Origin of the sequence: Bifidobacterium saguinibicoloris, from assembly GCF_019331725.1 — a bacterium.
Classification (GTDB): domain Bacteria; phylum Actinomycetota; class Actinomycetes; order Actinomycetales; family Bifidobacteriaceae; genus Bifidobacterium; species Bifidobacterium saguinibicoloris.
In genome coordinates, this window is sequence record NZ_JAHBBF010000012.1 from 31,124 (window position 1) to 52,589 (window position 21,466).

The following is a 21,466-nucleotide window of genomic DNA, read 5'->3' on the forward strand; positions in this document are numbered from 1 at the left end:
CACACGAAATACGCAACACGAAAGGAGACATGAATGGCTGAGAACGAATGGCTGAGCAAAGACTTCTACAAAGTCCTTGGTGTCTCCAAGGACGCCACCGACGCCGACATCACCAAGGCGTACCGCAAGCTGGCGCGCAAATACCACCCGGACCTCAACAAGACCAAGGAGGCCGAGGAGAAGTTCAAGGACATCTCCGAAGCCTACGACGTGCTGAGCAACAAGGACCAGCGCCAGAAGTACGATGCGATCCGCCAGTTCGGCATGGGCGGGGCCCGCTTCGCCGGAGGATCCGGCCAGGGCGGCTTCGACGCCTCCGGATTCTCCGACATCTTCGGCTCCATGTTCGGCGCCGGTGCCGGTGCCGGCATGGGCGGCAACGGCTCGCGCATCCGCTTCTCCACGTCCGGCGGCGGCAACCCGAACCTCAACGACATCTTCTCGATGTTCGGCGGCGCGGCCGGCGCGGGCGCCCAGGGCGGCTCGCCCTACGGCAACGCGGGCGGCTACTCCTACGAGGAGCCGCCGCAGCCCCAGAAGGGCAAGGACCGCAACTCCAAGGTCAGCCTGAGCCTGCGCCAGGCCGCCAAGGGAGCCACCGTGTCCCTGTCCGTGGACGGCTCGAAGTTCAAGACCCACATCCCCGCGGGCATGCGCGACGGGCAGAAGATCCGCCTCGCCGGCAAGGGCCACGCGGGCCTCAACGGCGGCAAGCACGGCGACCTGTACCTGCAGGTCAGCGTGAAGCCGGACCCGGTGTTCACCATGCGCGGGCATGACCTCGTGATGGACCTGCCCGTCACTGTGGGCCAGGCCGTGACCGGCGCCAAGGTCGAGGCGAAGGACATCGACGGCGAACCCGTCACCTTCAAGGTGCCCGCCGGCTCGTCCAGCGGCACCGAAGTGAAAGTCGCCGGCAAGGGCGTGCAGTCCGGCAACACGCCGGGCGACCTCATCGGCCGCGTGATGATCCAGGTGCCCGCCAAGCCGGGCCTCGGCGTCAAGCACGCCGCCAAGGAGTTCGACAAGGCCGCAGGCGACTATCTCAACGCCTGAACCGTCGAACGCCGGTCCACACCGACATGCCCGGCCGGTCCATCCCGTGGTGCGGATGGGCCGGCCGCGGTCGTGCCGGTTCCCGCCCGCCCCGTGCAGGGGCTCGCGGCATGCGCCCGGCATGCCGCCGCATATACGTACGCATACACGTAGAACGCACCGCACGCTTCAAGGAGGTGAACGATGGCGAGAATCGCACGCCAGACGCGCCAGCTGTACGCGATGTGCGCGGCCGCGATCGTGCTCGGACGCGCCGACCTCGACGGCGCCGACGACGCCGGATTCGACCTCGAACTCGCCGTCTTCACCGTGGGACAGGCCGCCGAACTCGCCGGCATCCACCCGCAGACCTTGCGCCAATACGACCGCATCGGACTCGTCGTGCCGCAACGCACCGAAGGCGGCGCGCGGCGCTACAGCCTGCGCGACATCGACCGCCTCGTCCAGGCGCAACGGCTCAGCCAGGACGAAGGCATCGGCATCGCCGGCGTGGTCCGCATCCTCTCCCTGCAGGAGGAGAACCGGCAGCTGCGGCGCCAGGTCAGGCGATTGCAGTCGGCCGGCACGGAAAGCGTGTTCGCCGCCGGACGCGACGGCGACATCGTCGAAATGCAACGTTCCAACAGCGCACGCATGTGGCGTCGCGCCATTCGCACCCAGCTGCGGGAACTGCCGGGCGGCAGCCAGTCGTACGCCGCCGGACGCGGCGGACGCGACGGACGTGGCGGATACGACGGTCGCGACGGCGCGGGATACCGCGGCGACGACCCGGACGCCAAATCGCTCGTCCTGTGGCGGTGACGCCGCGGACGCGACGTGGCGGCCCACGTACGTGACGCACGACTCTGTACGGTCGTGACATCGCCGTGTCCGATTCCGCGATTCCCCACGTCGTGTCCGTCGTACCCGTTTGGTGAGATGATGGCGGAAGCCATGCGCGATCGGAGCGCATCGCAAGGCGGGAGACCGCATTGCGGGCGGTCGGATCGCCGACGCACACGCGCATCGCACGACGGACGGAGGAAACATGCAGGTCAAAGCCGTGTTCTGGGATCTCGACGGCACGCTCATCGATTCCGAACCCCTCTGGCATGACGGCGAAATCGAGATCGCCGCAGCCAACAACGGACACTGGACCGAGGAACTCGGCTGGGAATGCTCCGGCACCCCCGTGCCCGACGTCGCCCGCAAGATGATCGAACACGGATGCACGTTGGGCGTCGAAGCGATCGACAAGCAGCTCAAGCAGTACGTGTTCGACCACGAGAAGGCGCACATGCCGTGGATCCCCGGCGTGCTCGACACCCTGCGCTCCCTCAAGGAGGCCGGCGTGCCGTCCGTGCTCGTCAGCACCTCGCCGCGCCCGATTGTGGAGAACGTGCTCGACGCCGCCCCCGGCCTGTTCGCCGGATACGTGTGCGGCGACGACGACGCCAAGCACAAGCCCTCGCCCGAACCTTACCTGCTCGCCGCCTCCAAGCTCGGCATCGCGCCCGAGGACATGGCCGAATGCGTGGTGTTCGAGGACACGCTCGTGGGCCTCACCGCGGGCGCAGCGTCCGGCGCCACGCTCATCGCGCAGACCTGCACCATCCGCACCGACACGTCGCAGGGGCCGCAGTTCAAGTCCATCGACGGCTACGAAGGCGTCGACGCCGAGGCCGTCGACGGGTTCGTACGCGAACGGCTCGCAAGCGACGGCGAGTGAGGCTGGGCGGGCGGATCGTGGACGGATCGCGGGCGGGCGGTGACGCCGCGCGCACGCGCGCACGCGTGCGTGTGTGTCGTGTGTGTCGTGTGTGTCGTGTGTGGCGTGTGTGTGCGTGCGGTGTGTGTGCGGCGTGTGCGTGGTCGTCGGTCTTCGCGATTCCTTCGCTTCCCGGTGATTTTTCCTAGTGGTTTCTTATGGGGGCTGCTGGTATCGTGATGGACGGTCCGCATGCCGACGTCCGCCCGCCGTCCACCTGACCGGCGACCCGGCGGCCAGACGGCGATCGGCGGCCCCGCCCCACGGGCTCAGGCCCTGGCGGCATGAACCATCGCTGAACAGGAATCACACAGGAAAACATGGGTTTCGTACATTTCATCATCGAACTGCTCAAGGATCCGCGCGCGGCCATCGCCAGCTGGATCGCCATGGGCGTGGCCCCCACGCTCGGCTTCATCTTCCTCATCATCTTCATCGAGACGGGCGTGGTGTTCTTCCCGTTCCTTCCCGGTGACTCCCTGCTGTTCGCCGCCGGCGTGTTCGCCGCACCCGACGCGCAGACCGGCCAGGTGGCCCTGCCGCTGCACTTCCTGCTGCCCGTGGTGTGGTGCGCACCGATCATCGGCGACCAGTGCAACTACTTCATCGGCCACTTCTTCGGCCGTCGCATCATCGAATCCGGCAAGGTCAAGGCCATGACGCCGGAGCGCATCGCCAAGACTGAAGCGATGATCGAGAAGTGGGGCCCGCTCGCCGTGTTCCTCGGACGCTTCTTCCCGTTCATCCGCACGTTCATGCCGTTCATCTCCGGCATCTCCGGCATGCGCTGGAGGCGGTTCACGCCGTTCTCCGTGCTCGGCGGCTTCATCTGGTCGTCCCTGTTCACGCTGCTCGGCTACTTCTTCGGCAACATCCCCGCCGTGCAGCAGCACTTCGAGCTCGTCATCGTGCTCATCCTGCTGGTCTCGCTGATTCCGACCATCGTGGGCCTCGTCAAGGCCAAGTTCGGCAAGAAGAAGCCGGCCGAGGCCGAAGCCGCGGAGTGAGTGCGGGGCGAGTGTGGCGCGCGTGGCACGAGTGCTGGGGCGTCTCGTGGCGTTCAAGGCCCGACTCTTTGGAGTCGGGCCTTTGTCGTATCCGCGTATGTGTTCGTGCCGGGTTGTGCCGGGTCGCGCCGAGGCGGAGGGGCGGACCGGGCTGTCCCCGGTTGCGCCGGGCCGGTCACCGATTCGGATTTCTGTAGTTGGAGAATTCGGATTTTGGTAGTTGAGATTTTCGGATTATTGTAGTTGGAGAATTCGGATTTTGGTAGTTGAGATTTTCGGATTATTGCAGTCGTGAGATCCGGGCGTCGAGGAAGGGGCAGGAATCATGGTCATACCCGAGTCTGCGGGAAGTGGAACGCCGATAGGAGAGAAGACCGCGGGTCGGCCGGAGGGCATCAGGCCTGCCGGATACCGTCCCCGCATCGTCGATGAGCAGATCGAACGATACATGCGCATCTTCGGCGCGGTCGAAATCGCCGGTACCAAATGGTGCGGCAAGACCTGGTCCGCGCGTGCGCATGGTGCCAGCATCACCTACGTCGATCGCAACAACAATCTGGCCGTGGCCAAGGCCGACCCGTCGCTGATGCTGATTGGCGACCGCCCGCACGTCATCGATGAGTGGCAACTCGCGCCGGGCATCTGGGATGAGGTCCGTCATGGCGTCGACGACGAGCCCGGAGAGAAGGGGCGGTGGCTGCTCACCGGCTCATCCACGCCGCTCAAGCAGGAGATGCCGCAGCACAGCGGTGCGGGGCGAATCGGACGCATCCGAATGAATCCGATGACTTTGGCGGAATCGGGCATCTCCAACGGCGCGGTCAGCCTTGCGGCCTTGTTCGACCACCGTTTCGCGTCGGCGCGTTGCGAGACCGATACGCGTACGTTGCTGGATGCTGTGTGCCGTGGGGGATGGCCCGAAGCGGAGGCTATGCCCGTCGTCGACGCGCAGATCCTGATTCGCGAATATGTGCGGCTGACGTTGTCGGAGGGGGTTGCGAAGCAGGGAAGGAATCCGGATGTCGCGCGTCGGCTGCTGGACTCGCTCGCCCGCAACATCAGTCAGGCGGTCACGTTCAAGACATTGCGCAAGGATATGTATGGGGCGGAAGAAAACCTCGACGATTTCGTATCCGAACGCACGGTGTCGGAATACGTGGCGATGTTCGAGAACATGTTCGTCATCGACCCGGTGCGAGGATGGGTGCCTCCGGCGCGTGACCCCAAGCGGCTGCAGACCAAACCGCGCCGGTATTTCGCCGATCCGTCCATCGCGGCCGCCGTTCTCGGCGTCGGTCCCGCCGCGCTGCTCGATGACTGGCAGACGTTCGGTCTGCTCTTCGAAAACCTGTGCGTACGCGATCTGCTGGTCTACGCCCGCGCTCTGCCCGACATCGGCATGGAACCGGTGCGGTACTACCATGACGATTCCGGATTGGAATGCGACGTCATCATCGAACTGGCTGATGGGCGATGGGCGGGAGTCGAAATCAAAGCAAGTGAGGACAAGGTGCCTGCGGCCGCGGCGAATCTGAACCGCATGCGTGAGAAACTGCTGCGCAATCCCGGGGCCAGGACGCGCGAGCCGGAGTTCCTGGCTGTTCTCGTCGGCGTGGGGGAGTTCGCCTATCGTCGGGAGGACGGCATCTACGTGATACCCGTTGCCACATTGGGACGATGATGGCGGCCGTGCCGAAGCCGGCGAGATGGTGCTGGTGCTGGTGGTGCTGGTGCCGTCGTTATCGGTGATGACATCGTCCATGTGGGCAAATTCTCCGTGTGTCGAGTTGCGGGATTGCGAAAAACGACTATTATCAAACGAGTTGTCCTGCAGAGCAAGACAACAAACCAAGGGGCTGTAGCTCAGTTGGTAGAGCGCTTCGTTCGCATCGAAGAGGTCGTGGTTTCGATTACCATCAGCTCCACAAACCCTCCGGAATTCCACCTCCGGAGGGTTTTTCTTTTTCCGCTTGGCCGTCAGGGCGGCTGTCGGGTCCTCGCGGCTGCTGCTCAGCCAAGTCTGCGAACGGTCCGCTGGTACATCACAGCACAGTCCGTCATTGGGGTGTTGTGTACCGCGGACTCGTGGCCCCGGAGTGCGGATTGTGCTTGTTTCCGCGTTCCGGCCCATGACCTGTTGGCCCGGAGTGCGTGAGGGGTGTTGTGTTGCGTTCCGGTGTCACGATTCGTGGCCCCGGAGCACGGAATCGGGCTTCGTGTCAGTTCCGGACCAAGGCCTGTTGGTCCGGAGCGTGTGAGGGGCTGATTTCCTCGTTCCGGGTGCATCGGTCCGTGTGGTATGTGGACCCGGAGTGTGGATTGTGCTTGTTTCCTCATTCCGGCCCGGGAACCGGTGGTCCGGAGCGCGTCGGTGACCGGTTTCCTCGTTCCGGGTGCATCGGTCTGTGTGGTATGCGGCCCCGGAGTGTGGATTGTGCTTGTTCCCGCGTTCCGGACCAGGGCCCGTTGGCCCGGAGTGTGTGAGGGGTGCTGTTCCCCGTTTCGGTGCCACAAATCCCATGGTGTGAAGTCTGGATGGAATCTGGAACATGTCCGCGGGCACATGCTGGACGTCGCATCAACCCGTGTCCCATGACTGCATAGCATGGGGACGCGGAAGGCACGATTCGAATCGCCGCCCCCAGACGCTCCAGACGCCCCCTAGGCGCCCCCAGACGCTCCAGACGCGCCCAGCCGCGCCGAACAACTCCAAGGAAACCCCAAGGAAACCCGAGAACCCACCCATGCTGTTCCAATCCGGCGCGCTGCTGCTCGCCATCATCGGCCCGTACGCGCTCAAACATCTGCACATCTTCGGCGAACGCGACTACAAGGTGGCGCAGGGCCTTGTATTCAATCTCACGTTGCCGTGCGCGATCATCCTTTCGTTCGCCACGAACCAGCATGACATGCGCATGCTGTGGATCGTGTTGTTCGGCTTCTTCGCCTGTGCCATCCCGCTGTTCGTGGTCTACGCGGGCTCGCGCGGCGATGAGCGCAACTACCGTGCGTTCCAGATGCTCAACGCGTCCGGCTTGAATCTGGGCGCGTTCTGTCTGCCGGTGGTGCAGACGTTCATGGGTGCGTCCGCGGGCCTGCCGGTCATCATGTTGGATATCGGCAACGCCACGGTGGCGACGGCCGGTTCGCTCACCATCACGCGCACGCTGCTGCACATGGACGACAATTTCAAGAGCCTGCCGTTGAGTCTGCGTCTGCGCAATATTGCGCGTGATTTCCTTGGTTCTATCAGTTTCGACATCTACATGCTGATGCTCGTGTTCATGTTCCTGCATATCACCATTCCGCAGCCGATCGTCACGCTGATCACGCCGTTCGCCAATGCGAACGCGTTCTGTGCGATGGCGATGATCGGTCTGATGATGGAGGTTCCGGACAGCCGCAAGGACAGAGTGGAGCTCGCCAAAGTGATCGCCTGGCGTGCGTTGTTCGGTGTGCTGATTGCGCTCGCCGCGTGGTTCCTGCTGCCGTTCGACATGCGTATCCGCGAGATCATCGTCCTCGGCGCGTTCGCCCCGATCACGATCTTCTCCACGAAGTTCACGGATTCGCTGACCGGCAATGCGAAGCTCGCCGGCTTCTCCCTGACCGTCACCGCCGTCATCAGCCTCGTCGTGATGACCGTCCTGCACGCGCTGCTGCCCGGCGCGTAGCGACTAGTGTGGCGACTGGCGTGGTCGTCTATTCCAGCAGCCAGTCGATGATGTTGACTTGTCTGATGCCGGCGTGGTCGTCCGTTCCGATGTGGTCCATGGTGAGTAGTGTTTTGGGATGGTTGTCGTCGATGGACTGTAGTGGTTTGAGTTCTCTGGAGAGCGTGGATTCGTCCATGACGGTCAGTGAGACTTGGTAATAGCGGTCACCTTGCGGGTCCGGTGTGTAGAAGTCCACTTCGGTGGTGCCTATTTTGCCGATATGTACGGTTCTGAAACGGCGGAGCAGTTCCAGATAGATGACGTTCTCGATGCGGTGGCCGAGGTCACCGCCGGTCTTGCCGAGGAACCAGAATCGGAACCCGGGGTCTCCCAGATAGTATTTCTCAAGGGTTTTCAGATAGTTCTTGCCTTTGATGTCGTATCTGTCGGCCCGAAACAGCAGATAGTTTTCGCGTAGGGCCGCGATGTATTCGCCTACCGTTGTGGGGGAGATGCTGCGGTGGGTTTGTTTCATGGCGTCTGCGATGCCTTTCACGGAGGTGATGTTGCCGACGTTGTCCGCGAGGAATGAGGCGACTTCGTCGAATGCGATGGTGTCGATGCGGGGGTGGCGCTGTGCGATGTCCTTGACCAGGATGGTGTTGAACACGCCGCCCAGATAGTCGGCGATGTCCTGATCGTGGTCGAGCGTGGCCGCGTAGGGCAGTCCGCCGTACAGCAGGTATCGGTTGAAGGATTGTTCGGGGAGCTCCGTCTGGGGGCGGGTGCTGCGGTATTCCTTGAATGACAGGGGGAGCATGCGGAGTTCCACGTATCTGCCGGTGAGTCGTGTGGCCAGTTCGCTGGAGAGCAGGTCCGTGTTCGAGCCGGTGAGGTATAGGTCCACGTCGTCGCGTACGTAGAGGCCGTCGGCGGCACGTTCGAATTCTCGTACGTGTTGGATTTCGTCCAGGAACACGTAGTTCATGGCGCCTGGCGTCAGCCGGGAGACGATGTAGTCGTAGAGGGGTTTTGCCTCGGTGGGGTAGTCGTCGTCCATGCTTTCGAAGTTGATGGCGATGATGCGATTCGAGTCCACTCCTTTGGTGAGGAGTCGTTCTCGGAAGAGTTTGAGCACGGTGGATTTGCCGCAGCGGCGCAGTCCGGTGATGACTTTGATGACGTCTTTGTCTTGCCAGCGTTCCAGCCAGTCCATGTATGCCGGTCGTTCGATCATGATGTGGCTGTTCCTTCCCCTCTGGATGCCGTTTGCTGTTATCCTTGCAAAACCTATCAGTTTTCTGATAAGTATATAGGTTTTTATGAAGTTCTACCACTTTTTTGGTAGAACTTTTCGTTTTGCGGATTTGAATGCTGTGTTCTGGTAGAAATCGCTTTTTCGTGCGGGCATTGAGACGCCCATCGAGGCACACAACCGAGTCTGCTGGGCATGCTTGGCGTGGATGTCCGCTTCCAGACCATGCACGTGGGTGGGCAATTGTTGCGTGACGCCGTGCTGCGCTCGCTGAATGCCGCTGAGATCATCGGCGCGCGTGCATTGTTGGTGGAGCCGGCTACGGACAGGTCCGCCGCGTTCTACGAGCACTACGGGTTCCGTCATATCGCCGGATCCACGCGCATGTTCACGCCTTTGAACCTTCCCGTGTCGGCGCGGTAGGCGCGTGTGTGCCGCCGGTCGTTGTCCTGCCGTGTGAACGATGCGGGATTGCCCTACCCCCGTGCGAGAATCGGGGGAGTGTTTGGCGCGCGTGGACGTCCGGATGGGGATGTGCGGCGCATGGTCTTGTGCGGTCCGACGCATGGTTCGGTGCGCGGTGAAAGGAATGGTGTGATGGCGAAGAGGATGACGGGTGCGATCGCGTTCGCCGCGTCGGTGGCGTTGGCCGCGGGGGTGTGCGTGGCGCCGGCGTCCGCGTTGGAGGATATGGCGTTGGGCGGCGTGACGAATGCGACGACGGGTATGACGTCCGATGCGTCCGCTTCCGCTTCCGCGGGCTCCCATGCGTCCGGTTCCGGCTTGTCCGCGTTCGCGGCCCAGCCGGTCGCCGCGTCCGATGCAACCGCGGCCGACGCGATGCCGGATAATCCCGACGCCGCGCTTCCGGACAAGGTCGCGTCCGATATCGCGGACGACGACACCGTGGTGTCGGAGTCGCACGCGTTGACCGACGATGGCGAGTTGAAGGACATCGAGACCGGCGAGACGGTGACCGACCCGCAGTTGGTGGGTACGTCCGGCGAGCAGCCGGATCCGTTGGCGAAGACCGACGGCGCGTCGTTCATTCCGGTCGACGCCGCGGAGGTGAAGGACAAGGTCGCCGCGAACGGCGGCGACGTGGAGGGCGATGCGTCCGCGTCCGGCAAGTCAGGTTCCGATTCGTCTGCGTCCGGCGAGTCCGCCTCGTCCGACGGGTCCGCCGATACGTCACGTGAGTCCGACGGTGCGTCCGATTCGTCCGACAAGTACGACGCCGCCGCGTCCGTCGCGCCGACCCGCGCCTCCGACGCTGCCCGCGTGACGGCGGCCGCGCTGCAGAACAACGAGTACGGCGCGTACTGGGGTTCGTACAACGGCACGCCCGCGTTCTTCAGCAAGGGCGGCACCCTGTTCGTCCAGCAGGCGAAGGGCGTGGTGGACGTGTCCGAATGGCAGGGCGACATCGACTGGCAGAAGGCGAAGAACGCCGGCGTGGAGGGCGCGATCATCCGCATCGGCTACGGCTGGGGCAACGGGCTCGACAAGAAGGCGCAACGCAACATCAACGAGTGCAAGCGTCTCGGCATCCCGTTCGGCGTCTACCTGTACTCGTACGCGTACGACGCGTCCACGGGCGCCAAGGAGGGTGCGAACGTGGCGAGCCTGCTCAAGCAGGCGGGCGTGAACCCGGGTGACATGTCGTATCCCGTGTACTACGACCTGGAGGCGTGGTCGTGGACCGGACACGCGCACCCCACCAATCCGAGCGTGTACGAGGGCATCGTGAACGCGTGGTACACGCAGATGCGGAACGTCGGCTACACGAACCTGAGCGTCTACTCGTACACCAGCTACCTGGCCAACGAGCTCAACAGCTCCAGCATCCATGCGAAGACCCGCTGGGTGGCCCAGTACGGTGCCAGGATGCAGTACACGGCGTGGCCGTCCAACGACCGCGGCTGGCAGTACACCAGCTCCGGCACCATCAACGGCATCAGCGGCAAGGTCGACCTCAACGCGTTCGGATACAAGACGTACCAGGCCGCCACGGACGTGCGCACACTGGAATCGATCACCGTGCCGAACGGCACGTACTACATCAACTCCGCCAAGAGGAACTCGGCGGGCGTCGACATCGCGGGCGGCAACACCGCGAACGGCGTGAAGACGCAGCTGTACGATGCCAACAGGACCAAAGCGCAGCAGTTCACGTTCACGAAGCAGCCGGACGGCAGCTACGTCATCAAGAACGTCGGTTCCGGCAGGGTGCTCGACGTCTCGGGCGGCAACGCCGGCAACAACGCGACCGTCCAACAGTACGACGCGAACGGCAGCGCGGCCCAACGTTGGTTCATCCGCGACTCCGGTGCCGGCTGGTACCTGCAGTCCGCGCTCGGCAACTGGGTGCTCGACATCGCCGGCGGCAACACCGCGAACGGCACCACGGTGGCCTTGTACGAGCCGAACGGCTCCGACGCGCAGAAGTTCTCGCTCGCATCCGTCTCCGCTTCGACGCGCGTGCCCACGGGCACGTCCGTCCGGTTGCGTTCCGTGAAGAACACGACGTACGTCATCGACATGACCGGTGCTTCCACGGCGAACAACGCGAAGGCGCAGCTGTACGCGTGGAACGGTTCCGCCGCACAGATCTACCGGTTCAAGGAGATCGGCAACGGCGTGTACGAGATCGCGAACGCGAACTCCGGCAAGGCGTTGGAGACCGCGGGCGGCCGCACCGGCAGCTCGGTGGCCATCCAGCAGTACACGTCCAACGGCACGGCGGCGCAACGCTGGTCCGTGGTCGACGTCGACGGCAAGCTCACGTTCCTCAGCGCGAAGTCCGCGAAGGCCATCGACATTCCGGGCGGAACCGTCGCCTCCCAGGCGAAACTCCAGACGTACACGTACAACGGCACCGTCGCCCAGCAGTGGCTGCTGGACAGGCAGCAGACGCCGCGCGAGCGCCTCGACGCGGCCGCCGCCGCGAACAAGGGCGTCCTTGCGGATGGTACGTACAAAGTCGCGTCGGCCGCGAAGAACAGCATGGTGCTGGATGTTTCGGGCGGCAGCGCGGCGAACTACGCGAACGTGCAGTTGTACGCGGACAACGCCACGGATGCGCAGCGCTGGGTGGTCTCGCATGACGCGAAGGGCTATGTGACGTTGAAGAATGCGAAATCCGGCAAGGTGTTGGACGTTTCGGGCGGCAGCACGGCGAGCGGCGCGAACGTGCAGCAGTTCGCGTCGAACGGCACCTGGGCGCAGAAGTGGATCGCCGTCAAGAACAACGACGGCACGGTGACGCTGCGGTCCGCCGCGGTGGACGGCATCGTGCTGGACGTCGCCGGCGGTTCCACCGCGAACGGCGCCAACGTGCAGCAGTATGCCCCGAACGGCACGAAGGCGCAGCGGTGGACGTTCACCGCGGCCAAGACGCTGCGCGGCAGGTTGGACGAGTCGGCTGCGAAGAACCGGTCCGTGCTGGCGGATGGTGCGACCTACGTGTTCGCGGCGAAGGCGAGGACGAGCCGTGCACTGGATGTGTCCGGTGGTTCCACGGCGAACTATGCGAATGTGCAAATCTATGCCGCGAACGGTACGGCCGCGCAGAAGTGGCGCGTCTCGCATGATGCGAAGGGCTATGTGACGTTGAAGAACGTGAAGTCCGGCAAGGTGTTGGATGTTTCGGGCGGCAGCACGGCGAATGGCGCGAATATCCAGCAGTTCGCGTCGAACGGCACGTGGGCGCAGAAGTGGATCGCGGTGAGGAACGCGAACGGCAGCGTGACGTTGCGTTCTGCCGCCGCGGAGAACATGGTGGTCGATGTCGCGGGCGGTTCCACCGCGAGTGGTGCGAACGTGCAGCTGTACGCCGCGAACGGCACCGCCGCCCAGCAGTGGGTTGCTCAGCGGAAGTAGGCCGCGGTGCGGTAGGTGCTGTGAACGGCTGCTGATTTATCGGCGGGATTGGCGGGTGGCTTCTTTAGAAGCCGCCCGCTTTGTTCATGGACGTGAACAGGTCGATGCATTGCACACCGAACATGTTCGCGACTGTGGGAATCTTCAGGTGTTTCCACGGACGGTCGTTCATGTTTTGGGACTTCTCGAACGTGATGATGGTTGATTGGAACTGACTGGCCGCTCCAATCAACCATGGGTCCGCAATGCTGATGTTATCCCAGTCCCGAATCGCTTTGGGTTGGTAGCCGCTGGAAGGTAGGCCGATTGCTTGTATGACGTGGTGGAATCCGGTGACGATGCGGACATCGTTCTCCGTGGCAATGACGTATGGTGTGATGGAGTCCAGCCAGATATCCAATTGGTCGGAATCGCGCCCTCCGTATGTTTCGTCGCGCACCTTATCCAGCACTCCGACGGCTCCTTGCTCCACCAACGTCTTCAGTTGATTCCAGAAAGGCTGAGACAGCTTGAAATCCGGTGCGTAGTACGTGTTGTACGGCTTGATGAGACAGTTGGTGTCGATGAGATACTTTGGCGCGACGTCCGAGAACAGTGATGCCTGCGTAGATCCGTTGGTTGTACTCATAGCCCTGCCCTCTTCAGCAGTTCAGGGAAGGTCCGTCGGTTCGTGCCGGTAAGTCGGTATGCCTCGACGTAGGAGGTACGTCCTTCCGCGACGGAGGCCACGAGATGGTCCAACAGGCGATTATCGAATCGGCTGAGTTTGGTGTTGTAGTAATTGCCTCCAGGGGAAGACGTCGCGGTCTGTCGTGTAGCCCAGCGTTGTGCGGCATCGGTGATGCGTTCGTATTCCGTCTGGCTGATGGAACCGCTGTTGAGCGCACGGAGCGCGATGCTGGTCCAAGATGCGGGGAATATCTCGTGCATCTTTTCGATGCGCTGCTCAACGGGCACCCCGCTGTGAGTGACCCGATGCCATTCGGCTGTGAATTCCTTGGTTGGCATCAGTATTTCCGCGGCGACCGCATTGCAGGCCTGCTCAAGACCGCTGGTGGCACGAGGTGGTGTGCCGTCGTTGAACAGTTCATCCTGCCCCAGCCACAGGTGGGCGAATTCGTGTACCAGGGAGAACAGCCGTGCGGTCTCCGGTTCGTCCGCGCGATTGATGAATATCAGCGGCGCGTATTCGTCGACAAGAGCGAAGGCCCGGAACTCTTCGGGGTTGAGTTTTCTGTGGGTGTTGTTTCCCACCACTCCGTTCATCATGACGATGATTTGCGTCTGAGCCGCGCATTCACGAAGGAGCGTGAATGCTTCCTCCGCTTTGCGCGTTCCCAGCTGTGTGTACCAGGTCTTTTCGATTCCCAGTGTCTTGCGAATGGAATCGGCTATGCGAACCACACCAGACTTCACGGTCATGGACCCGATGAATGGCAACGGTTCGCCGCCGTTGTCGATTTGATCCTGTCTGGCCCAGTCCTGGATTCTGGACATGTCGGCGACCGTATCCACAAGGTCGCGGGACGGCGTCTTCAATGGTCCGTTGCCGATGGTGCGGTGCTCGAATATCGCCGGGGTGTCGTCTATGGGCTGCGTGAGGAAGAAGTAGCTGAAGGGGATGTGCAGTTTGCGGCTTACCTCGTTGATGTCCCTGATGTTCGGCTGACGTTCCCCGGATTTCCACTGCTGGACGATGCGTCTTTGCGGATCGTCGTGATGATCGGCGGGACTTATGCGCAGCACCCAGTCCAGCACTTCGGGGGCGAGGCTCACGTCCACGGTTGCAGTCATGCGAGCATCTCCTTTCCTGATGCGACGACAAGGGGTGAATTACTTCCGATTGTACGGGGTTTGGCTGGGAATGCGTCTGCGACGTCGCAAAGTCGCGGGCGCGGAAATAGCTGTCGGCCCGCGGCGTTGTAGGTTTCCGTCGATACGATGGAACGGTGCGGCCCGCCGATGGCGTGTGCGGGCGAGGGAATCGTGAAGTCGGAAGACGGGAGAGACGTCGTCATGCGTGGGAATCCGTGGAAGATGGGGGTGGGCGCGCTCGCCGCGCTCGCGATGATGGTGCCGGCGGCGCCGGCCATGGCCGACGGGGCGTCGGCGTCCGATGCGGCGCGTATGGCCGTGCGTGCGGCGTCCGTCGCGTCAGGTGCGGTGTCCGGTGCCGTGACGCCGGCGGCCGACAAGGTCGCGGACACGTCCGCCGACGGCGTGACGAAGGTCGCGAAGACGCACACGCCGAAGACGGCGGAGGAGGCGTTCACGCCGGAATCGGCCGCCGACGGCGGTTCCGACGGCGTCAAGCCGTATTCGTTGGACGAGGACGACGGCACGCAGCCGCAGCCTGGCGAGGCCGTGATGGCGCAGGCCGACGTGTCCGGTCTGGCCACGGTGGGCGTCACGTGGACGCAGCAGGACATGACCGACGCGGACGAGGCGCCCACGTACGAACTGCGGTATCTCACCGACGGCACGTGGAGCGACTGGGTGGAGCTGCCCAGCGTGGACGAGGATTCCGGCACGATAGGCGTGAGCCCGTCCTACTACGTGGGTGCGGCCACGAAGGCGGAGGCGAGGCTCACGCCGAAGAGCGGCCAGACCATCACCGAGGCGAAGCTCGTCGTCATCGACTCCGGCTATTCCGCGGCGGGCGACGCGGAAGGCGGCGCCTACGTCGAACGGGACGGTGGCGTCACGGACGGCGGCGACGCGAATAGCGGCGACGTGGACGCGTCGGATGCCACGACGGCCACTGCGTCGGCTGCGACAACGCGGACCGCGACGGCCGGCACGACGGCCACCACGAAGGCCACGGTGACGAACGCCGCGGCCGTCACCGCGACCGGCACGATCCACACGCGCGAGGAATGGTGGGTCAACGGCAACCCGGCGATGACGTGGAAGCCGGACCGCAGCGGCCATTGGAAGGGCGCGATCGTGCACCACACGGTGGACCGCAACAACTACACGCAGGCCGAGGTGCCGGCCATGATCAACGGCATCTACCTGTACCACAACGTGCACAACGGGTGGGGCGACATCGGCTACCAGCTCATCGTGGACCGGTTCGGCGGCATCTGGGAGGGCCGCGACGAAGGCGTGGCCAACCAGATCGTGCCCGCCAGCCAGGTGGTCGGAGCGCAATCCGTGGGCTTCAACTACGACACGTTCGGCGTCTCCATGCTCGGCAGCTACCATCTCAGCGTGGCGCCCACGGACGCGCAAGTCAACTCCGTGGCTGCGGCCATCGCATGGGAGTTCGACGCGCTCGGCATCACCGACCCGTACGGCACGTTCCAATACAAGGGCACGCAGGCGCGCATCACCGGCCACGGCGACCAGTCGCATTGGGCCGGCGGCAGCCTCAACCGCACCCAGTGCCCCGGCCAGCAGGTGTGGAACCGCATGGGGGAGATTCGGGACAAGGTGAGCGGATACCTGCAAAACGTTTCGAAGATGCCGAAGGTGAGTCTTGCGGACGGCGACTACTACATCAACGCGGTGGCGAAGGACTCCTCCGGCGTGGAGATCGCCGAAGGCGCCACGGATGACGGCGCCGTCACGCAGTTGAACAAGGCGACCGGCGGCGAGAACCAACGGTTCACGTTCACGAAGCAGCAGGACGGCAGCTACGAGATCAAGAACGTGGCCACAGGCAAGGTGCTGGATGTGGAGAACGGCGTAGGCGCCAGCCAGGCCACGGTCCGCCAGTGGACGGCGAACGGCAGCACGGCCCAGCATTGGTTCGTGCGCGACTCCGGCACCGGGTACTATCTGCAGTCCGCGTTGGGCGAGTATGTGCTCGACCTGTCCGGCGGGTCCACCGCCGACGGCACGAAGGTGTGGCTGTATGCGCCGAACAACAGTGCGGCGCAGAAGTTCGGCTTGGCGTCCGTGGATGCGGACGTGCCCGCCGGCAAGACCGTGCGCATCGTCTCCGCGGCCGACAAGACCAAGGTGGTGGATATTGCCGGCGGTTCCACTGCCGACAAGGCCGGCGTGCAGCTGTACGGCTGGAATGGTTCCGACGCGCAGCTGTACCGGTTCAAGGCCGTGGGCAACGGTGTGTATGAGATCGCCAATGCGAAGTCCGGCAAGGTGATCGAGGCCGCCGGTGGCGGCACCACGAACGGCACGCCGTTGCAGCAGTATGCGTCCAACGGTACGGCGGCACAGCATTGGATGGCACGTACGGCCGGCTCCGACGCCGTGCTCACGTTCTTCAATGTCAAGTCCGCGAAGGCCATGGATATCTCGGGCGGCAACACGGCCAGCGGCACGCGCCTGCAGGTGTACACCGGCAACGGCACGAAGGCGCAGCAGTGGACGTTGGATCAGCGTCAGACGTTGCGTGAACGTCTTGATTCGCTGGCTGCGACGAACAAGGATGTGGTTGCAGATGGTACGTACCGGGTGTCCTCGGCCGCGAAGAACAGCATGGTGCTGGATGTTTCGGGCGGGAGCACGGCGAACTATGCGAACGTGCAGTTGTACGGGTGGAACGGCACCGACGCGCAGATCTGGCGCGTTTCGCATGACGGAAAGGGCTATGTGACGCTCACGAACGCGAAGTCCGGCAAGGTGCTGGACGTTTCGGGAGGCAGCACAGCGGACTATGCGAACGTGCAGCAGTTCGCGGGCAATGGCACGTGGGCGCAGAAGTGGATCGCGGTCAAGAACGGTGACGGCACGGTGACCCTGCGGTCCGCTGCGGTCGAAGGTCCGGTGGTCGACGTGTCCGGCGGTTCCACGGCGAATGGTGCGAACGTGCAGATCTTCGCCTCGAACGGTACGAAGGCGCAGCGGTGGACGTTCACCGAGGCCAAGACGTTGCGGACCCGTCTCGATGAGTCGGCAGCGAAGAACAAGTCGGTGCTGACGGACGGTGGCACGGTCACGTTCGCGTCCAAGGCGAACACGTCCAAGGTGATGGATGTGAGCGGAGGCTCGCGCGATTCCGGTGCGAATGTGCAGATCTTCGCGTCGAACGGCACGGCCGCGCAGAAGTGGCGCGTCTCGCATGACAAAGCCGGCTATGTGACGCTCACGAACGTAGGATCCGGCAAGGTACTGGATGTTGCTGGCGGTTCCACGGCGAATGGTGCGAACATCCAGCAGTTCGCGTCGAACGGCACGTGGGCGCAGAAGTGGATTGCGGTCAAGAATGCGAACGGCAGCGTGACCCTGCGTTCGGCCGCCGCGGAGAACATGGTGGCGGATGTGGCCGGCGGTTCCACGTCTAATGGTGCGAACGTGCAGCTGTATGCCGCGAACGGCACCGCTGCTCAGCAGTGGGTGGTGAAGTAGCGCGGTAAAAGCCATGGACGTCGGCATGCGGTGGCGCGGTAAGAACCGGGGCGCCGGCTGACCGGCCATGCGAAGGGCCCTGACGGGTATCACATCCGTCAGGGCCCAACTATTGAATCCGCCGCTACTGGCGATGGCGCCCGCGGCGCTTGAGCAATGCTGTACCGATGGCGCCCATGATTAGGGCTGCAGCCAGGAGACCCGTCACCGCAACACCGGTTTTGGACAATCTGCCGGTTGCCGAGGAACCGGCCTTCCGGTTCGTGCCGTTGCCTGTGCCGCCGTTATCGGGTGTGGTCGGCTTGCCGGAGGCCGTCGTGCCGCCAGTCCCATTGCCGGTCCCACCGGTCCCGCCTTGACCGTCGCCACCGGTGTCTGTCTTCTTCGTGACGGTTACCGTGTACAGCGCCGACGATGTGGCGAATGCGGTGTCTCCGTTGTAGGTGACGGTCAACTTGTGCTCGCCTGCGGTCAGATCCGTCGGCAGGGTGATGGAGACGGTGCCGTCTTCGCCCAGCGTGCCGCTGGCAAGCGTCTGGCCGTTCTCGGTGAGAGTGACTGCTCCGGTGGGCTTCGCGCTCTGGCTGATGCCGATGACCTCGACCTTCACGGAAGTGTCGGAACCTTCCTCGACTGTGGACGGTCCGGAGACCATGGTTCGGCTGTCCGCCAGGTTTCGTCCGGCACATGGGTCCGGGTCGGCGCCCGGGTCCGGAGCGGATTCCGCGTCCTTGCCATTCGTATCCACCACGCCGTCATCCTCGCGGATGGTGAACGGGGCGAACGTGTTCTTCGTGATCGCGCCGGATACTACGGCGATGGTCGATGTGAACGATGTGGTCGGCTGGGTGGATTTCGCGGTATCCCCGGTCACCGGCACATCCACCACCACGCAGTCCTGTCCGGGTTGGAACGTGAACCCGGTGGCGGCGGGGGCTGCGTTCGGACCGTCCTTCACTTTCGAGATCACTTCGAATCGACCGGTCACCGGTTTCGTGGATTTGCGGTCCAAGGTGATACCGACCTTCACGGAACGGGAGCCGTTGCCTTCGTTCACGTACGTACTGCCGACGCTCACCTGCGGCAGGCTGGGTGCGGGCGTGGAGGAGCCGGCGGAGGGGTTCGCGAATGCCAGATCGGACAGGTACGCGGTACCCGTGTCCGTCAGGGAGGAGAAGCGTACGGCGGTCACGTTCGTCAGGTCCACGCCGGTGAATGCGCTTAATGGGATGGACGCCTGTCGCAGTATCGTCTTGCCGATGTAGTCGCCGCCGTCGCCGGGCAACGGGGAGAGCGCGTCGGAATAGTCGGCCGTGGAGACGGAGGCGGAAGCGCCTGCAGCGTCCGTCAGCATGATGGATAGGTCGGTCGCCGCGTTTTCGAACGCTCCGGGAGCGGCGCGGAAGTTCAACGACTGGTATCCGGATGCGTCACGGGAGGCGGAAGGCACGTCGACCGTCAACGAGGTATCCTTCGCGGTCCAATCGAACTTCATCACCGCGGTGCCGGGGGAGGATTTCGCGAACCGCATGGCTGCCCAATGCGGGATGCGTGAGGATGGCAGGTCCGCGCCGCAGCTTTTCGCGTCACTGCAGATCATGGCCGTGGCCGTATCGGATGTGGACGTGGTGGTGGTCGGGCTGGTGAACGGGTTGATGGACGCCTGTGCGTCGCTGGGCGTCTGAACGGTGGAGGAGACCTTCGCTGTGCCGTACACGGAGTTCGTCACATTGCTGCCGTCGAAGAACGGCAGATACTGCTGGTCTCCGCCCATGGTGAACAGGAACCAGGATTGCAGGATGCCGTTGCCCACGGCACGTTCCTGTTCGTCCGTGAGGCGCTCGCTGGTGGGCGAGTTCACGCCGCACACGGGGTTGGTCTGGTCTTCGTCCGCATAACCCCAGTCGTCGCTGGCCGCATGATCGTACTGGCCGGGCGTCCAGACGGTGTTGAAGAAGTTGTGGTTCGCGCCGCGTACCAGCACGGTGGAGCGCAGTACGCCGTCCTGGAACGAGGCGGATGTGTCGTCGATGAAATGCTGACCTTGCAGGTTGCTCACGTCGCCGTCGCAGTATGGCAGGGTGGTCATCAGGGAGACGCCGGGGAGAGTGAGGCGGCTGAAGTCGACGGGCGCCAGTGCGAATACGGATCTGATGGCGTACGGCTGGTCTAGGGTCTGGTTGAGTTGCGCGGCGCGCACCACGCCTTCTCCGCCACGGGAGTGACCCATGAGGCCGATATTGCTGAGGTCGAGACGGCCGGTTAGAGCGGTGCCGAGTCCGTCCACGCTGCCGGCGTTCGCGCGTTTGAGATAATCGAGATGGTCGAGGACGAGCCAGCCGCGTGCGGCGGCGCCGTAATCCGAGGCCAGCTGGTTATCGTTCGCGTTGATGGCGTTGGCGCTGATGGATACCACCGCATAGCCGCGGGACGCCAAGAGTTTGGCCGTGTACTCGTAACCTAGATAGCTGGGCACGTCCACTTGGCCGTCCACGCATGGGTATCGGTTGGGGTTCTGCACGCCTTCCTTGACGGTGGCGCAGGAGGTGTGACGGCCGTGGAGCAGGACGACGAGCGGACTGGGCGTGGTTTTGTTGGAGGGGTAGTAGGCGATGCCGCGGAATTCGCCTTTGATGCCGCCGATGTCCTTGAGGTCGATGGCCTGATCGCCCAGATCATAGGTTTGTTCGGCCACTTGGTATTGGCCGGGTTTGTCCAGGTCCGTGTCGACTACGGTTTTGGCGATGCCGTCCGGTTCCGCATCCGGTGTTGCGTTCGGCGCGCTTTTGCGCGCCTTGGCTTTACTTCTCGGTGTGATGCCGGTGTCGTCGAAGCCGATGGCGAACGTTTTGGCGGCGTCAGCTGTGGGGTTGTCGGTGATGAGGGTGACTGCGGAACCGTCCAGGGTTTCGTGTGCCGCGCCTAGGTCGGTGCCGTCCGCGTAGATGTGCGGTGCCGCGTCACGCATGGGCAGGTCACCGGTGATGGTGACGGAGACTTGGTAGCCGCCGGCGACTTTGGTGACTGTCCAGTTGTCGCCGGATGAGATGGTCTGGCCATTTGCCGATTGCGTTTCGGTGGGCGATTGGGGTGCTGCCGTTGCGGTCAATGGCGCGATGCCCAGCGAGATCGCCAATGTCAACGCTCCTGCGATGGCGACGAGCCGCTTTCCGTGTGATGTGATGAACAGTCCCATGCTTCTTCCTCTCTGTGAGACCGGTGGAGAGGAGATGGGAACGGTTGCGCGCATATGCCACGGCATGCAGGCATGCGCGATGGTCTATGCGCGGAAAAACGTCTGGTTGGTTCGGCGGTGCTGTTGCATCGGACTCTCTCCTCTTCACCGTTCATGGTGCGGGTAGGAGGTTTCCGGAAGCTTGCCGAACGATATCGGCTGGATTGCGTTGGCATTACGCGGTGAACCGGCTGCACGAAACAATGTCATCCGGTGGAAATGTTCAGCAGGTGGGTGACCATTGTAAATGAGAATACAGCCTGTGATGAATCACACTCCGTTGGGTTACCATATATCTGGTTGATTGACTGT

General features: G+C 63.5%; 13 protein-coding genes and 1 tRNA gene. 10 read left to right on the forward strand and 4 right to left on the reverse strand.

Going from position 1 to position 21,466, the window contains the following annotated elements:
• Positions 1–33: 33 nt before the first annotated feature.
• The 7 genes from KIH78_RS08075 to KIH78_RS08105 all read left to right on the forward strand — a co-directional run bounded on the left by KIH78_RS08075 (position 34) and on the right by KIH78_RS08105 (position 7,484).
• The gene (locus KIH78_RS08075) at positions 34–1,056 is read left to right on the forward strand and encodes a DnaJ C-terminal domain-containing protein (protein ID WP_219131941.1); all 1,023 of its coding nucleotides are present in this window, start codon (positions 34–36) and stop codon (positions 1,054–1,056) included.
• A gap of 183 nt (positions 1,057–1,239) precedes the next feature.
• The gene (locus tag KIH78_RS08080) at positions 1,240–1,857 is read left to right on the forward strand and encodes a heat shock protein transcriptional repressor HspR (protein WP_219131942.1); all 618 of its coding nucleotides are present in this window, start codon (positions 1,240–1,242) and stop codon (positions 1,855–1,857) included.
• A gap of 226 nt (positions 1,858–2,083) precedes the next feature.
• Positions 2,084–2,764, forward strand: coding sequence for an HAD family hydrolase (locus KIH78_RS08085; RefSeq protein ID WP_219131943.1), 681 nt, complete (start codon positions 2,084–2,086; stop codon positions 2,762–2,764).
• Between the two features lie 359 nt (positions 2,765–3,123).
• On the forward strand, positions 3,124–3,810 hold the full coding sequence (locus KIH78_RS08090; protein ID WP_214315098.1) for a DedA family protein: 687 nt from the start codon (positions 3,124–3,126) through the stop codon (positions 3,808–3,810).
• Positions 3,811–4,135: 325 nt separating this feature from the next.
• Positions 4,136–5,491, forward strand: coding sequence for an ATP-binding protein (locus KIH78_RS08095; protein WP_219131944.1), 1,356 nt, complete (start codon positions 4,136–4,138; stop codon positions 5,489–5,491).
• 171 nt (positions 5,492–5,662) lie between these two features.
• Positions 5,663–5,735, forward strand: a tRNA-Ala gene (locus tag KIH78_RS08100).
• Between the two features lie 819 nt (positions 5,736–6,554).
• Complete coding sequence (locus tag KIH78_RS08105; RefSeq protein ID WP_219131945.1) at positions 6,555–7,484, forward strand: AEC family transporter; 930 nt, start codon at positions 6,555–6,557, stop codon at positions 7,482–7,484.
• A gap of 28 nt (positions 7,485–7,512) precedes the next feature.
• Here the strand turns inward: KIH78_RS08105 and KIH78_RS08110 are convergent, their stop codons facing one another.
• Positions 7,513–8,703: an ATP-binding protein gene (locus KIH78_RS08110; protein WP_219131946.1), complete on the reverse strand. Its 1,191-nt coding sequence runs from the start codon at positions 8,701–8,703 to the stop codon at positions 7,513–7,515.
• A gap of 213 nt (positions 8,704–8,916) precedes the next feature.
• Here KIH78_RS08110 and KIH78_RS08115 point away from each other — a divergent pair, with 213 nt between their 5' ends.
• A complete protein-coding gene (locus KIH78_RS08115; protein ID WP_219131979.1) occupies positions 8,917–9,144 on the forward strand; it encodes an N-acetyltransferase in 228 nt (75 codons plus the stop codon).
• A 174-nt stretch (positions 9,145–9,318) separates the two neighbouring features.
• Positions 9,319–12,603, forward strand: a complete 3,285-nt coding sequence (locus KIH78_RS08120) for an RICIN domain-containing protein (protein WP_219131947.1) — start codon at positions 9,319–9,321, stop codon at positions 12,601–12,603.
• A gap of 64 nt (positions 12,604–12,667) precedes the next feature.
• On the opposite strand, the gene KIH78_RS08125 is transcribed toward KIH78_RS08120, so the two are convergent.
• Entirely contained in the window at positions 12,668–13,231 is a 564-nt protein-coding gene (locus tag KIH78_RS08125; protein WP_219131948.1) for a DUF4411 family protein, read from the reverse strand.
• Positions 13,228–14,397, reverse strand: a complete 1,170-nt coding sequence (locus tag KIH78_RS08130) for an ImmA/IrrE family metallo-endopeptidase (protein ID WP_219131949.1) — start codon at positions 14,395–14,397, stop codon at positions 13,228–13,230. Before KIH78_RS08130 ends, KIH78_RS08125 begins: the two co-directional genes overlap by 4 nt.
• Before the next feature lie 192 nt (positions 14,398–14,589).
• On the opposite strand from KIH78_RS08130, the gene KIH78_RS08135 reads away from it, so the two are divergent.
• Positions 14,590–17,919 (forward strand): RICIN domain-containing protein, encoded by a 3,330-nt coding sequence (locus KIH78_RS08135; RefSeq protein WP_219131950.1) that lies wholly within the window; start codon positions 14,590–14,592, stop codon positions 17,917–17,919.
• 124 nt (positions 17,920–18,043) lie between these two features.
• Here the strand turns inward: KIH78_RS08135 and KIH78_RS08140 are convergent, their stop codons facing one another.
• Entirely contained in the window at positions 18,044–21,115 is a 3,072-nt protein-coding gene (locus KIH78_RS08140) for an Ig-like domain repeat protein (RefSeq protein WP_219131951.1), read from the reverse strand.
• Between the last annotated feature and the right edge of the window lie 351 nt (positions 21,116–21,466).